Origin of the sequence: Rhodocaloribacter litoris, assembly GCF_011682235.2 — a bacterium.
In the GTDB taxonomy this organism is placed as follows: Bacteria; Bacteroidota; Rhodothermia; order Rhodothermales; family ISCAR-4553; genus Rhodocaloribacter; species Rhodocaloribacter litoris.
Genome location: NZ_CP076718.1, coordinates 1 through 14544, shown reverse-complemented (window position 1 = coordinate 14544; position 14544 = coordinate 1). Strand labels below are relative to the sequence as shown.

7 protein-coding genes and 1 pseudogene are annotated in these 14544 nt (G+C 69.6%); 1 reads left to right on the top strand and 7 read right to left on the bottom strand.

Going from position 1 to position 14544, the window contains the following annotated elements:
- Positions 1–9: 9 nt before the first annotated feature.
- The 5 genes from GQ464_RS00040 to GQ464_RS00020 form a co-directional block, all read right to left on the bottom strand.
- A complete protein-coding gene (locus GQ464_RS00040) occupies positions 10–3042 on the bottom strand; it encodes an alpha-L-rhamnosidase (RefSeq protein ID WP_166975084.1) in 3033 nt (1010 codons plus the stop codon).
- Positions 3039–4985 (bottom strand): glycoside hydrolase family 3 protein, encoded by a 1947-nt coding sequence (locus GQ464_RS00035; RefSeq protein ID WP_228350453.1) that lies wholly within the window; start codon positions 4983–4985, stop codon positions 3039–3041. Before GQ464_RS00035 ends, GQ464_RS00040 begins: the two co-directional genes overlap by 4 nt.
- On the bottom strand, positions 4982–5938 hold the full coding sequence (locus GQ464_RS00030) for a sugar phosphate isomerase/epimerase family protein (protein WP_166975081.1): 957 nt from the start codon (positions 5936–5938) through the stop codon (positions 4982–4984). Before GQ464_RS00030 ends, GQ464_RS00035 begins: the two co-directional genes overlap by 4 nt.
- A gap of 7 nt (positions 5939–5945) precedes the next feature.
- Positions 5946–9347, bottom strand: coding sequence for a glycosyl hydrolase (locus GQ464_RS00025; protein WP_166975078.1), 3402 nt, complete (start codon positions 9345–9347; stop codon positions 5946–5948).
- Between the two features lie 71 nt (positions 9348–9418).
- Positions 9419–12244 carry a TonB-dependent receptor gene (locus GQ464_RS00020; RefSeq protein ID WP_166975075.1) on the bottom strand — a complete coding sequence of 942 codons (2826 nt, stop codon included), beginning with the start codon at positions 12242–12244 and terminating at the stop codon, positions 9419–9421.
- A 207-nt stretch (positions 12245–12451) separates the two neighbouring features.
- On the opposite strand from GQ464_RS00020, the gene GQ464_RS00015 reads away from it, so the two are divergent.
- The gene (locus tag GQ464_RS00015) at positions 12452–13402 is read left to right on the top strand and encodes a sugar-binding transcriptional regulator (protein ID WP_166975072.1); all 951 of its coding nucleotides are present in this window, start codon (positions 12452–12454) and stop codon (positions 13400–13402) included.
- A 30-nt stretch (positions 13403–13432) separates the two neighbouring features.
- On the opposite strand, the gene GQ464_RS00010 is transcribed toward GQ464_RS00015, so the two are convergent.
- Complete coding sequence (locus GQ464_RS00010) at positions 13433–13657, bottom strand: hypothetical protein (RefSeq protein ID WP_228350452.1); 225 nt, start codon at positions 13655–13657, stop codon at positions 13433–13435.
- 19 nt (positions 13658–13676) lie between these two features.
- Positions 13677–14519 (bottom strand): annotated as a pseudogene (nagB, locus tag GQ464_RS00005) (glucosamine-6-phosphate deaminase); the annotation flags it as partial.
- Between the last annotated feature and the right edge of the window lie 25 nt (positions 14520–14544).

Genomic DNA, 14544 nt, shown 5'->3' with positions numbered 1-14544 from the left:
GGCGTGTGGTCAGGGGGTGTGGAGGATGGCGGCGCGGCGTTCGGCGTTGACCCGCGCGAGCGCTTCGAGCAGCGCCTCGTAGGTTTCGGGTGTGAGCAGGGTACCCCGGGCCTGCCGGAGCGGCATCGACCCGCCGAACTGGCGTACCTGGGGGTTCAACAGGGCGGGCGCCACTTCGGCCAGGACGGACTCGGCCGCGGCGATGACGTCGGAGAGCGTCGCGTCCGGGCCGAGCTCGCGGTAGCCGGCGGCAAAGAGCGCCAGCTCGGGCGCCTCGTAGACGAACCGGTACGTTCCGCTGCCGACCTCGACGTGCAGGTCGCTCCCCTCCGTCGTCACGGTGTGGACGCCGGCGGCCTGGCGCAGCGGCGTGTCGCCCTCGGTCACGGTCGCGCCGGCGGCCATCGGCAGGACGACACGCGCCGTCGTGTTGGGCGGGACGGTCACCTCCAGCCTGAAGCGCGGGCCGTGGAACGACCAGGCTGAGGCGGCCTCGCCGTACGGTGTCATGAGCCGGGCGCTAGCGTGGGTGAGCTTCCCGCCCGGCCGGGGGTGCACCCGGAGGTGCCGGTAGCCCGGCCGGGCGGGGTCGGCCTCCAGCCCTGCCACCACGTTGTACATCCACTCCCCGATGGCCCCGTAGGCGTAGTGGTTGAAGGAGGTCATCTCCGGGCTCTGGAACGTGCCGTCGGGGCGGATGGCGTCCCAGCGCTCCCAGATCGTCGTGGCGCCGAAGGTGACCGGGTAGAGCCAGGAGGGGTAGGTGGTCTGGGTGAGCAGGGCATAGGCCGTCTCGAGCTGGCCGTGGTCGCTCAGGACGCGGGTGAGCACGGGGGTGCCGAGGAAGCCGGTCGTGAGGTGGTTGCCCCGCGCCCGCACGTCGGCGGCCAGGCGGGCGGCGGCCTCGGCCCGTTCCGCTTCGGGGAACAGGTCGAAGGCCAGCGCGAGCGCGTAGGCCGTCTGGGTCTCGTAGGAGAGGCGCCCGGCGCCGGTCATGAACTCGTGCCGGAAAGCCTCGCGGATTCGCTCGAAAAGGGCACGGTAGGTGCGGGCCTCCTCGTCCCGGCCCAGCACCCCGGCCGTACGCGCCACGAGGTCGGCCGAGTGGGCATAGTAGGCCGTGGCGATGAGGTCGACGCCGGTGGTGGCGCGGTAGGGGGCAAAGGTGTTGTCGAAGAGCGGGGCCAGCCAGTCCCCGAACTGGAAGCCGGGACGCCAGATGCCGTCTTCCCCGGCTTGCGTGCCGATGTAGTCGACCCAGGCCTTCATGCTGGGGAACTGGGCTTCCAGGAGGCCCGCGTCGCCGTAGGCCACGTACATTTCCCAGGGAATGACGGTGGCGGCGTCCGCCCAGCCGGCGGTGCCGGCGGCCTGGGGGCCGAGCACGTTCGGCACGACGTGCGGGACGGCCCCGTCCGGGCGCTGATCCAGGGCCACATCGCGCAGCCACTTGGCAAAGAAGCCGGCGACGTCCATGTTGAGGGCGGCCGTGGGGGCGAAGACCTGGGCGTCGCCGGTCCAGCCGAGGCGTTCGTCGCGCTGCGGGCAGTCCGTGGGGACGTCGACGAAGTTGCCCTTCTGGCCCCAGATGATGTTGTGGTAGAGCTGGTTCAGCAGGCTGTCCGAGCTGGTCCACCAGCCCGTGCGTGGCAGGTCCGAGTGGACGACGACGCCCGTGAGGTCGTCCGCCGTGAGCATGCCGGGGTAGCCGCGGACACCGACGTAGCGGAAGCCGTGGAAGGTGAAGCGCGGCTCGTAGACCTCCTCGCCCTCGCCGCGCAGGATGTAGCGGTCGGTCTGGTCGGCGGAACGGAGGTTGTCCGTGTAGAGGTTGCCCTCGGGGTCGAGCACCTCGGCGTGGCGGAGCACCACCTCGGTGCCGGCCGGGCCGCGCACGCGCAGGCGCACCCACCCCACCATGTTCTGCCCCATGTCGACCACTGTCTCGCCGTTAGGGGCCCGGGTGATCGAGACCGGGCGGATCTCCTCGATCCGGCGCATCGGCGGTCCCTGCGGCGCGACGAGCGCGACGGGCTCGCCCTCGAACAGGGCCACCGGCGCCCAGGCGGCGTCGTCGAAGCCGGGGGTGCTCCAGCCGGGCATCTCGCGCCGGGCGTCGTAGATCTCGCCGTCGTAGAGGTCGGCCATGCGGTAGGGGCCGTCCTTCGTCGCCCGCCAGGTTTCATCCGTGCCGAAGACCGCCTCGCGGCCATCGGCGTACGTGACGTGCACCTGCACCCGGAGGGCAGTCTGGTCCCCGTAGTGGTTGCGGGTTCCGTTCCAGGTGAGCCAGCCGCGGTACCAGCCGTCGGCCAGCCAGGCGCCGAGGACGTTCTCGCCCCGTTGCAGCAGGTCGGTGATGTCGTAGGTCTGATACTGGATGCGGTGGTGGTAGCTCGTCCAGCCCGGCGCGAGCACCTGGTCCCCGACGGGCCGGCCGTTGAGTTCGAGCGCGTAGAGGCCGCGGGCGGTGGCATAGACCCGGGCGCGGGCGACCTCGCCGTCGAGGCGGAAGCGGCCGCGCAGCATGGCCACGGGGCGGGCCATGGCGGTGTCCGGCGGGCCGGCGGGTTTGATCCAGCGGGCCTGCCAGTCGGCGGGGTCGAGCAGCCCCATCTCCCAGAGGGCGGGCGCGCTCCAGGCCGAGGGCCGGCCGGCCCCGTCCCAGACGCGCACGCGCCAGACGACCCGCTGGCCCGAGACCGGTGGCGGTCCGCCGTAGGGGACGAAGAGGGACTGGTCGGAGGCGACACGCCCGGAGTCCCACAGCAGGCGGCCGGCCGCGAGGTCGGCTTCGGAGGCGGCGGCCTGGATCTGATAGGCCGTCTGCCGTGCATTTCGCTCCGTCGACGTGCTGCGCCAGCTCAGCCGGGGCACGCGCGCGTCGATGCCGATGGGGTTCTCGGCGTACTCGACGCGCAGGCCGGTGGGCGTCAACGTGCCCGTCTGGCCGAGGGCCGCCGCGATCAGGAACAGCGGCGGGAGCAGGAGAAGGGCCGTCTTCGGGAGCAAGGTCACGGGAAAAGACAGGGGATGGGTCATGGCTGTTCGTAGCGCAGGCCGAAGCCGAACGGGAAAAGGGGGTTCTCGGAATCGTAGGGCACGTCCTCCTTCTGGCGGCGGACGGCCTCCATGGACGAGGGGAGCTCGAACGGGAGCCGGCCCTCGGGCGCGACCTCGCCGAAGAGGACGTCCAGCACGGCCGCGTCGCTCGCGCCGAAGTTCGCCACCAGGGCCGCGCTTTCGGCCGCGATCTCGGGGATGACCGCCGGCCGGTCCAGGTAGATGTCGACGACGGTGGGGACCGCCCGCAGCAGCGTCAGGATCTCCGTCTTTTCCGGCTCCTTGAAGTCCAGGTCGCCGTGGTGCATCGTGCTGGCGAAGGCGGGGCCCTCCATCGCCTGCCAGGGCGTCTGCAGGCGCAGGATGGCGACGTCCGCCGCCTCCGGCGTGTCGACGACCTCGCCGTAGCGGGCTGCCACGGCCGGGTCCAGGTTACGCACGTAGAGCTTCAGCCGCCCCCGTGGCAGGGGCAGCCGCGGGAGGCCGCCGGCCGGGCCATTCTTGAGCAGGACGATGGACCGTCGCTGCGCCGCCTCGCCGGCCGCAACGAACGCCGGTGCCCCGACGACCTCCGGCACGCGCGACACGTCCACGTACGGGTTGTCGAAGAGGCCGAGGCGGAACTTGTCGCGCAGGATCCGGCGGGCCGACACGTCGATCCGGTCCTCGGACACGAGCCCGGCCTCCACGAGGGCCACGAGCGTGTCCGGGATTGACTCGCCGCCGAACTGGTCGACGCCGGCTTCGAGGGCCTTCCGCATGCGCTGCGCCGGGGTCAGGTGCTCCACGCCCCAGGCCCGCGCCTTCCAGACGAAGGGCCCGAGCTGGACGTCGGTGAGCACGCCCCAGTCCGTCGTCACCACGCCGTCGAACCCGTAGCGCTCACGGAGCAGGCCGGTGATGATCTCGCGATTGAAGGCGAAGGCGACGTCCTCGCTGGTCTGCCCGACCGGCACGCCGTAGTAGGGCATGATCTGCGCCGTGCCCGCCGCCAGCGCCGCCTCGAACGGGATCAGGTGGTAGTCGAACCGGCCGCCGGGGTAGACCTGCCCTTTCTGGAACTCCCAGTGCGGGTCGAGGCCTTCCCGCTGCGGGCCGCCCCCCGGGAAGTGCTTCGTCATGGTGGCCACGCTGTGAGGGCCGAGCCGTTCATCCTGGAACCCTTTCACGTAGGCGGCCACCATCCGGGCGGCCAGGTGGGCGTCTTCGCCGAACGTCCCGTTGATACGGGGCCAGCGCGGCTCCGTGGCAAGGTCGGCCATGGGATGGAGGGCCAGGCGGATGCCCACGGCCAGGTATTCCTGCCGGGCGATGTCGGCGAAGCGCCGGACGAGGGCGGTGTCGCCCAGGGCGGCCAGGCCGAGCGGTTCCGGCCATCGGGAGAAGCCCTGCCCGGCAGCGCTGGTGAGCACGTTGTGCTCGAACGCATGCCGGGGGTCGGAGGCGATGGTGACGGGGATACCCAGCCGGGTGCCCTCGGCCAGCCGCTGCACGTTGTTGTACCACGTCGCCAGCGCGACCGGCGACGGGGCCGCCCAGATGTTGAAGCTGTTCATCCGCTTCTCCCGGATCAGTTCCGGCGCCGAAGCCCCGAACGAGCCCGGCGGGGGCGGCCCTTCCAGCGACCCGTCTTCGCTGACGACGACGCCGTTGATGAACATCAGGCCGGCTTTCTCGGCCAGGGTCATCTGCCCGAGCAGATCCTCCACGCGTTCCTCGACGGGCCGGCGGGCATCCTCGTACGGGTCCAGCCGCCCGTTCTTGTTCAGGTCGCGGAAGGTGTAGCCGTCCACGGTCAGGCGCGGGGCGGCCGGTTCCGGGGAGTCCGGCCCGCAGCCGGCCAGGCAGGCGGCCAGCAGCAGGGCGCCGCACAGCCCGCGCTGCCGCGCGCCGGAATCCATGTTCCGGGGCGGTCGATTCATGGGGCGAGCAGGGCTTGCACGTGACGGAAGCTGTTCGTGATGCTGGCCAGGGCGTCCTGCGGGGCGTCGTGCTCGACGAAGAGGTGCCGGACGCCGGCCTGCTCTGCGCGGGCGAAGATGCGGGCGAAGTCGATCTCACCTGCCCCGACGTCGGCCATCAGCCCGAGGATGGTGCGGAAGCCCTCCATGCCCCGGCCAGCGGCCGCCCGTGCTGTTTCGATCGACTTCAGGTCCTTCACGTGCCACATCACGAAGCGTCCGGGGTACCGCTCGAACAACGTGACGGGGTCGTGCCCGGCCAGGGTCGCCCACATCAGGTCCAGTTCAAAGACAACCAGGTCCGGGTCCGTCTCGGCAAGCAGGACGTCGAAGCCGGTCCGTCCTTCCCCGGCGGGGACGAACTCGAAGTGGTGGTTGTGATAGGCCAGCGTCAGCCCTTTGTCCCGGCAGGCCGCACCGATCCGGTTGAACTCCGCGGCGTAGCGGGACCAGGCGTCCGGGGTCATCGTGCCGGTGAACGCTTCCATGATGGCCGGCACCGTGACGTACCGGTGCCCGATGGTGCGGGCCGTTTCGAGCTGGCCGTCGAGGTCGTTGCGGAGCGCGTCCAGGCCGATGTGGGTGCTGGGGGCGGTCAGGTTCAGGCGCTCCAGCAGGGCACGCACCTGCTCGGGCCGGCGGTCGAAGTAGCCGGCGAACTCGACCTCCCGGTAGCCGATGGCGGCGACCTGCTCGAGGGTGCCCGCGAAGTCCTGCTGCATCCGCTCGCGCAGGGTGTAGAGCTGCACGCCGATGAGGCGTTCGGGGCGGTCCATCAGCCGGTGTCCGCCCAGGAGCAGCGCCCCACCGGTCAGGGCCAGGGTCTTCAGGAACGAACGGCGGCCGGGCGGCCGCGGGGTGTCGTCGCGGCCGTCGCCGGTCGCGGAGGGAAGGGATCGGGAGAACGGGGACATGGTCGGATCAGTTGGCCGGTCGGGGCGCGATGCGGTGCAGGGTCACCGGCCCGAGCAGGCCGGCCGGGCGGAGCTGGCCCTCCAGCCCGGCCGGACCCAGCAACGGGGATCCCGCCACATAACCGGGGTACGTGGTGAAGGTGATGGGTTCGACCCGGCCCAGCGCCTCGCCGACGAGCCGGTTCGTCCACAGGTTGGCCACCTCGATCGTGATCTCGTTCCGCCCGGGGCGCAGGGCCCCGGTGACGTCCACGCGGAAGGGAGGTGTCCAGGCCACGCCCAGCGTGTCGCCGTTGACGCGCACCCGGGCCACCTCGCGGACGTCGCCCAGGTCGAGCTCGAGGCGTGCGCCGCCGGCGAGCCAGGCCGCCGGCACCTCGATGGTTTTCGTGTAGGTGCCGACGCCGGAGAAGTACTTCACCCCCGGGTCGTCGTGTTCGGTCCAGGAGGCGAGCCGGTCCATGCGGATCGCATCGGGCGCCCCGCGGTTCTCCTGGAACGAGACGGTCCACGGGCCTTCGAGCGTCATCAGCGTCTCCCGGACGAGGGCAGGGACGGAACGGGACGGCCGGTCGGTGGGCCGTCGGAATACGACAAAAACGGACTCGTAGGGCTCCAGGTCAAGCGGAACCGTTGTGCGGCCGTCCTCGATGATGTACGAGGCCGGGGTGATGGTCGCCGTAACGGGGTCCCAGACCTCGGCCTCGCGGCCGGCGACGCGGAAGCGGGCCTCCAGCTGCAGGGCGCGGCCTGTCTGGTTCGAGACAAAGTAGAGGTCGGTCCCGTCGTCGGTCTGCCGGTGGATCCAGTCGATGCGAGTGTCGAAGTGGGGACGCGTCGTCTCGACGTCCGGGGCGATGTCCATCGCGGCCAGCACCTCCTCCAGCGGAGTGCCCCAGTAGACGCGGCCCTGCCCGTAGGCGTGCTCGGTGATGACGCGCCCGTCGGTATCGCCCCAGACCTCGGCGGTGAGGGCGCGGACCTCGGCATCGGCGGCGGGGTAGCCCGTCAGGCCGAGGGTCCCCCGGGGCGGTGCGCCGACGACCGTGGCCCCGGCGGCGACGAGGTCGCGCAGGTGCCGCATCACGGCCGGCGAAACACCGTCGACGCGGTGCGGAAGGACCAGCACCCGGTAGCGCATCCCGCTCGGCAGCACCAGCATCCCATCCTCGACGCGGCTGCGCAGGAGCACGTCTGCGTTGAGGTAGTCGTAGGCGTAGCCCTCGGGCGGCTCGGGGTCGGGCGTGGTATCCTCGCCGTAGAACACCGTGGCGGGGATGCCCTCGCCGATGAAGTAGGCCAGGTCGGCCACGTGGCGGCCCTGCTGGAGCAGGTAGGAGGCCCGGGCCAGGTAGGTCAGCCAGCCGCCGGCCATCTCGGCCCAGGTGGTGTGCCGGTTGATGTGCTGGCCGAAGACGAACAGCGTGAAGCCGGGCGGCGTGGGCAGCGGCTGGTGCACCGAGGTGTGGAGGACAAACCGGGTGACGCCACGGGCCAGGTAATGGTCGCCGAGCGGCTTGAGGGCGGAGGGCGGCTCGCTCCATCCCGGCGCCATCGTCGTGAAGGATTCGGCGGCGACGATGGGCACACCGTGGATGTGGGCGGCCGAGGCCGCCTCCCGGATGTCGGTGATGTGCTCGGGCCGGTAGCGCGTCTCGCCGGCCGGGAGCGTCCAGAACTCGCCCATGGGGATGTCGATGATCCCCTTGTTGCGCAGGGCGTCCTGGAACATGGCGTTGTTGGCGCCAGCGGCCTCGCCGTACGTGCTCATGCCCCGCTCGGCCAGGTAGGCGTCGATGACGCCGTAGTGGTTCTCTGCGAGCAGGTCGGCGATGGTGAGGCGGTAGTCGTAGAGGAAGCGGTCGGTGATCTCGGCGCTGCCCACGATGCGGCCGGTGAGGGCCGGCAGGTAGGGCCTCGGGTCATACCCTCGCCGCGCCTCGAACGCGGCGAGGAGGGCCGGGGTCCAGTTCTGCAGGCCGGCCTCCCAGCTGTCGATCAGAAGGTATTGCAACGCCTCGCCCACCAGGTCGCCGAGTGCATCTTCGACCGGGGCCATGTAGTCGCGGATGTAGGCGCGGACGGCCTCGGCGCTGAGCTTGTCCACCTCCAGCCCTCGGCCCTCGGGCGGTGCCGGGTTGTTCGTGGCGCCGGTCAGCGAGGCGCCCAGGCGCAGGACGACCCATTCGCCCTCGGGCACCTCCCAGTCGAGCGTGCCGTCCGGCCGCATCCGCGTCGTCAGGTCCACGATCCCCGCCGGATCGATGGTGACGCCGGCCGGCACGGGCGGCGTCGCCAGAGGCTCGTAGTCGAACAGGATGTCATAGCCGGCTTTGGCCTCCCAGCGGTGCGCCCGGGGGGTCGTGTGCAGCGTCAGCTCGGCGACGGCATGGGCCGTGCGGGGGCCGGCTCCCAGGAACTGGGCGAAGGGGCTCGTCGGCGGCAGGCCCGTGAAGACGACGCGGAAGGTGCGTGCGGTGGTGGGCGCAAAGGCGAAGGTCTGCACCGGCAGGTGGCTCAGTACGTAGCCGGTCTGCCCCGGGAAGGCGGCGATCGTCGTGAAGGTGATCCCGTCCTGGCTGGCCTGGATCAGGCCGGGCGGAAAGCCCTCCGGCATGACGAGCGTGAGGGCATAGACCGTCACCGGCTGGTCGTAGGTGAGCCGGATCCAGGCATGGCCCCCCTCCTCGAACGGGAGCGCCACCGGGTCCAGCAGGTTGCCGTCCGCAAGGCGCGAGAGGTCCAGGTCCGGCGTGGCGGCTTCGAGGCGCGGGCGCGGGGCCGTGCCGGGCACGGGGTTCCGGTAGGCGAGGACGGCCACGTCCTCATAGTACGTGGGCAGCGCTTCCGCCCCCGTGATGGCACTGAGGGGCGAGAGGCGGGGCAGGTCGTGGAAGGGGCCCGTCACGGTGGGCGGGTGGGGAAGCCGCCCCGTGAAGTGCCGTCCCCCCGTCAGGATCGTGTCGCTCCACACCACCTTTTTCATGGCCTGCTCGGGCCGCACCCAGGGGCCGCCCGTCTCGCTCCAGCCGGCCGAGCTGTGCATCGTCATCTCCAGCCCCAGCCGCTTCGCCTCGGCCGCCGCATGGCGGAGGAGCTCCTGCCAGGCCGGCGTGCGGTACACGACCCGCTCCTCGACGTACGTCGGCAGGGAGAACTCGCCTGCCAGGAAGTTGCCCAGGTCGACGTCGAACTGCTGGAAGCCGCCGATGCCGGCCCGTTTCATCCATTCGAGGTCGGCTGTGATGCCCTCACGGGTGACGTTGCCGTTCATCCAGTGCCACCAGACGCGGGGTCTGGCGGCCTCGGGCGGGTTCCGGAAGCCCTGTTCGAGGTTGCCGGCCGGCGTCTGGGCGAGCGCGGGTACGGAGCCGATCAGGAGCAGGAAGGGAAGCAGGCGACGGAGCATGGCGCGATGGGGGTTGTGTGGGGAGAAAACGCCTCCGAGGCGCGGGCGCGATACACGGGCGGGGATCTCCGTCAGAAGTCGTACCGGAGCGAGACGAAGAACGACCGCGGTTGCACGGGTACCACGCCGAAGGTGGCGTCCGGGTTGGCGGCCACCTGTTCCGGCGTGAACGTCTGGCGGCCGATGAGCAGCCCCGGCGGCGTCCAGCTCATGATGCCGGCCGTATCGAAAAGGTTGCTCACCGACGCCCCCAGATGCACGCGCGGTGTCACGTCGACGTCGACGCCCAGGTCCACCGTCGTGAAGGCGGGCAGGTCGAAGGCGCGGGGCACGTTGGCCGGGCGCGCTCCCATGTACCGGATCGTGGCGAAGGAAGAGAACCGGCCTCGCTGGAACCGCGGCGTCAGCGTGAACATGACGTCGGCGGCGTTCTCAGCCTTGCCGCCGGAGAAGTCCAGTACCTGGTCGTCTGCCGGCCCGGGGTTGTTGGCGACGTTCAGCTTCCACCGCGTGGCCGTCGAGTTCTGGAGCGTCGTCACCGCGCGGAGACCGAAGCCGTGGGACAGGTCCGCGTCGAACTCGACCTCGACGCCATAGGTCTCGATGGCGTTGAACAGGGTCGGCGGTGTGTAGAACGTTCCGTCTTCGTTCTGAAAGGGTGTGCTGATGGCGAAGTCGTCGAGGAAGCTGTAGAAGGGCGTTGCGATGAGTGTCATCCGGGGCGAGCGATACTTCAGCCCCCCCTCGACCTGGGTAATCTTCTGTGTGATAGGCTCCAGCGTTTCGGCCTCGAACTGGGTGTCGATGTCGTTGTAGAGGATCAGGTCGGGCGCCTTGTTGCCCCGCGAGAAGCGCCCGTAGATGGCCAGGCGGTTCGTGAGTTCGTAGTTGAGCCCGCCCGAGAAGGAGAAGGTGGTGACGGTGGCGTCGTAGGAAAAGTCCTCGAACGTGACGGTGGCGTTGTCGTAGAGGGTGAGCGGGCTGCCGTCACGTCCGCCCGCGGTGCCCACGGGCGGGCGCACCAGGGACGCGATGGAGTTGGTACCCTCGTTGCGCACCCGCTCGAGGCGGAAGCCGTAGTCGAGGTTGAACCGGTCGGAGAGCTCCCAGCTGTGGTTGAAGAAGCCGGCCAGGGTCAGCTGCGAGGCGTCGTTGCGCGTTTCGCTCAGGGTCGTGTTCCAGAAGCCATGCGGCTCGGTCACCTGATAGGTCGTCCCATCGAGGGCCGTGTACGTGACGGTCAGCGCCTGCGGCCGGGGCACGAACGTGTTCGTCACCAGGCTGCCGAAGCTGTTCGTCTGCACCAGGTCGGCGTAGGCGAAGAAGCCGCCGGCCACGAAGCGCATGGGGCCGACCTCACGGGCCACCTGGAACTGGTCCATCACCTCGTTGACCGAGGCCCGGAAGTCGAGCGCGAGACCGTTCAGGAAACGCCCCCCGTTGGGCAGGTTGTTCGTTGTGACGGTGTAGGTGCTCGGATCGAACGGACTGCCGGGGGCCCGCACCACTTCGGCCATGAGGGTCCCGGTGTCGGGGTCCGTGAAGCGATACGTGCCGAAATCCACGGCCATGCCGCCGATGAGATAGACCAGCGGGTCAGCCGGGTGGGACATGAAGATCACCCCGCTCGACTGCCAGGTGCGGCCCTTGTGGGAGAAACGGGCGTTGTTGTCGATCTCCCAGCCGTCGAGGAACTGGACGAGCTGGAACTGGATCATCTGCTCGCGCGAGTTGACGAGTTTGCTCGGGTCGAGTGTCAGCGTCTCGTTCCGGCGCGTCGAGTAGACCGGCACCGCCATCGGCTCAAAGAGGACCGACGAGGCGGCGTCGAAGCCCTGCGCGAAGGTCGGGTCGCTGAAGTTGACCGCCGGGATGAACTCAAACCATCCGTTCGTGTCGTGGAGGTATTTGGCGTAGAAGCGGAGGAAGCCGTTCTCGAGCCCGTACGTCAGGTTGCCCTTGAGCTGGCCGCCCTGGTTCATCGGGTAGCCGGCATCCCGGGCGCCCTCGTCGTAGCGGTAGAAGCCGCCAACGTTGAAGGTGACCTTCTCGGAGAGCGGCCCGCCGAGGGTGGCGTCGAAGCGAACGAACGGGTTGTCGCCGCCCTGGAGCCCGTTGCGCGTCGAGACGGCGCCGCCGAACGTTCCGGCACCCGTCCGCGAGAGATAGTTGAACACACCGCCGGGCGCGTTGGCCGAGGTGATGGACGCCGAGCCGCCCCGTACGGCCTCGACCCGGGTGACGGTCAGGTCGTGCCGGAGGTAGTAGTCCGGGCCGTAGTTGCCCCCAGTGAGGGTCGTCACGGGGAGCCCGTCCTCCTGCATGGAGACGTAGTAGTAGCCCCGGTCGGCGTCGACGGTGTTGGCCGAGACGCCGCGGGAGTAGACGATGTTACGGATCTCGCCCAGGGCCGAGTTGACGAACACGCCGGGCACGTTCTTCAGCACATCGGCCGAGCTGACCGGGACCGTCTGCTCCAGGACCTGCGGGGTCAGCGTCGTGATGGCCACGGAGGCTTCCTGGGCGCTGCGCCGGTCGAACGTCCCCGTCACGATCAACTCGTCGAAGCGAAGCACTTCTTCCTCGAGCGCGAAGTCGAGGCGGATGCGCCCGCCGGCCTCGACCGAGACGGTGGCCTCGCCCGTCTGATAGCCGACGAAACGGACCTCGACGGTATGCTCGCCGGCCGGCACGCCGTCGAGGGCATAGCGCCCGTCAATGCCGGTGACGGTGCCGAGCGATGTGCCGGCCACAATGACCTGGGCTCCGGGAAGCGCGTTGCCCCGGGCATCGGTGACGGTGCCCGTGATGGTGCCGGTGGATTGGGCGGAGGCGACCGGTACCGCAAGTGCGATCAGGAGCGTGAGGAGGCTGCAGGAGGTGTAGAGCGTTTTCATGACCTACCGGGGCGGGTAAGAAGGTGGGACGGAAAGCGGTTCTTTATGAACACTTGTTCAGTAAAGAACTTTTGATCTGGTTAACAAAATATTTACCGATCCCGGAGGACGAAACTCCTTTCCATGAAGTGATTGTGAAGATGAGAAAAATTTGAAAAATGAACGTATGTTCAGTTATTGCCTGTTTTCCTTCCGAAAGAGACCACCATGGCCCGTCGCAAAGAGCCCGTCGATCACCGCCTGCTGTTCAAGGTGAGTGTGCTGTATTACCTGCAGGACCTGACGCAGCAGGAGATCGCGGATCGTCTCCAGCTGTCCCGGCCCCGGGTGTCGCGCCTGCTCCGGCAGGCCCGTGAGGAGGGGGTCGTGCAGATCAACGTCGTCTCCAGCATGGCCTTCCTCGACTTGGAAACGGAACTGGAGCGGCGGTTCGGGTTGAAGGAGGTGCTCATCGTGGAGACCGAAGCGGGGGAGCGGGTGTTTGGGCAGCAACTGGGAGTCGCCGCGGCGGACTACCTCCAGCGCACCATCCAGGACGGCGACGTCATCGGCGTCACCTGGGGGCGGACGCTCCAGGCCATGGTCAACGCCCTGCAGCCCCGGCCCGTCCATCCCGTGCGGGTGGTGCAGACCATGGGAGGGCTGGGACCGCCCGAGGCGGAGATCCATGCCGCCAACCTGTCACGCCGCCTGGCCCAGCTCCTCGGCGGTACGGTCACCCTGCTACCGGCACCCGGCATCGTGGACCGGGCCGAGAGCAGCGCCATCCTGCGCTCGGACCGCTATGTCCGGGAGGCCATGGGGTGGTTCCCGCGGCTCACGATGGCGTTTGCGGGCATCGGCGCCCTGTCCACTAACCCCGTCTTCGAACGGCAGGGCGGGATCCTGCCGGATGCGGCCTACGAGGCCCTGGCGGCCGCCGGTGCGGTCGGCGACATCGCCATGCGCTTCTTCGATGCAGGCGGGAAGCCCGTGAAGACGGAACTCGACGAGCGCACCATCGGGATCACGCTGGAGGAGCTGAAAGCGGTGCCGCGCGTGGTGGGCGTGGCCGGAGGGGCCGAAAAGGTGGAGGCGATTCTGGGCGCGCTGCGGGGGCGGCTCATCAACGTCCTGATCACGGACTACGATACGGCCGTCCGCCTGCAGGCGGCCTGACACGCCTTTCCGGATGGGGGAGCGCCGGGTTCATCGGGCGTCGGCGCAGCAGCGGAACCCGGTCGAATAGTCGTGATAGGTGCGGCCGTGGGCGGTGGTCCGGTAGAGGCAGCCCTCCCCATGGCAGAGGGCCACGGTGTTGTCCGGTGCGGGTGTGTCGTTGGCGGCGTCGGAGGGGGCGCCGCCCGGGCGGCACCCGCCGCTCAGCAGGCACAGGATGCAGAACCAGACCCGCATGTCGGTTCGGGCGTCCACGTCACCTCGCAGGCGAGCCGGGGGGCTTGATGCGGGTCAGCTCGCCCGCGGCAGCCCGGTCCACGTAGAAGGTGGCGTTGCGATGGCGTTGCAGGAAGGAGGCCGTCACGCGGCGGTTGGGCTCCTCCTCCACGGCCCGGCGCACGATGGAGGCTTTGTGCTCCCCGGTGGCCATCAGGATGATCTCCCGGGCGTCCAGAATGGTTCCAACGCCCATCGTGATGGCCTCCCGCGGCACGTTCTCCTCCCCGAAGAAGTCGCTGGCGGCGTCCTTGCGCGTGATCTCGTCGAGCACGACCAGGCGGGTGCGCGTCTCCGGCCCGGAGCCGGGCTCGTTGAAGCCGATGTGACCGTTGCGGCCGATGCCCAGCAGCACCAGGTCCAGCCCGCCGGCCTTGGTGATGGCGTGCTCGTACTGCAGGCAGTAGGCCTCGACCTCCTCGCGGGGCAGGTCGCCCCGGGGGATGTGGATGTTTTCCTTCGGGATGTTGACGTGGTCGAAGAAGTGCTCGTGCATGAACCGGTGGTAGCTCTGAAGGCTGTCCGGTTGCATGGGGTAGTACTCGTCGAGGTTGAACGTGATGACGTTCGAGAAGTCGAGGCCCTGCTCGCGGTGCATGCGGACGAGTTCTTCGTAGACGCCGATGGGGGTGGAGCCGGTGGGCAGGCCGAGCACGACGTTTTTGCCGACGGCCTGCCGCTCCTCGATCAGGTTGGCGATGCGGCGGGCCACCTGGCGGGCCATCTGGGCGGGGTGTTCGAAGATGAGCACGGGGACGCGTTCGCGGTGGCTGCCGTCGGGCAGTTCGAGCGCGGCGTCGTCGTGTGTGGAGACGGGCAGGGAGGCAGCAGTCGAAACCATGATCGTCGAGGGGTAAGCGGTAGGT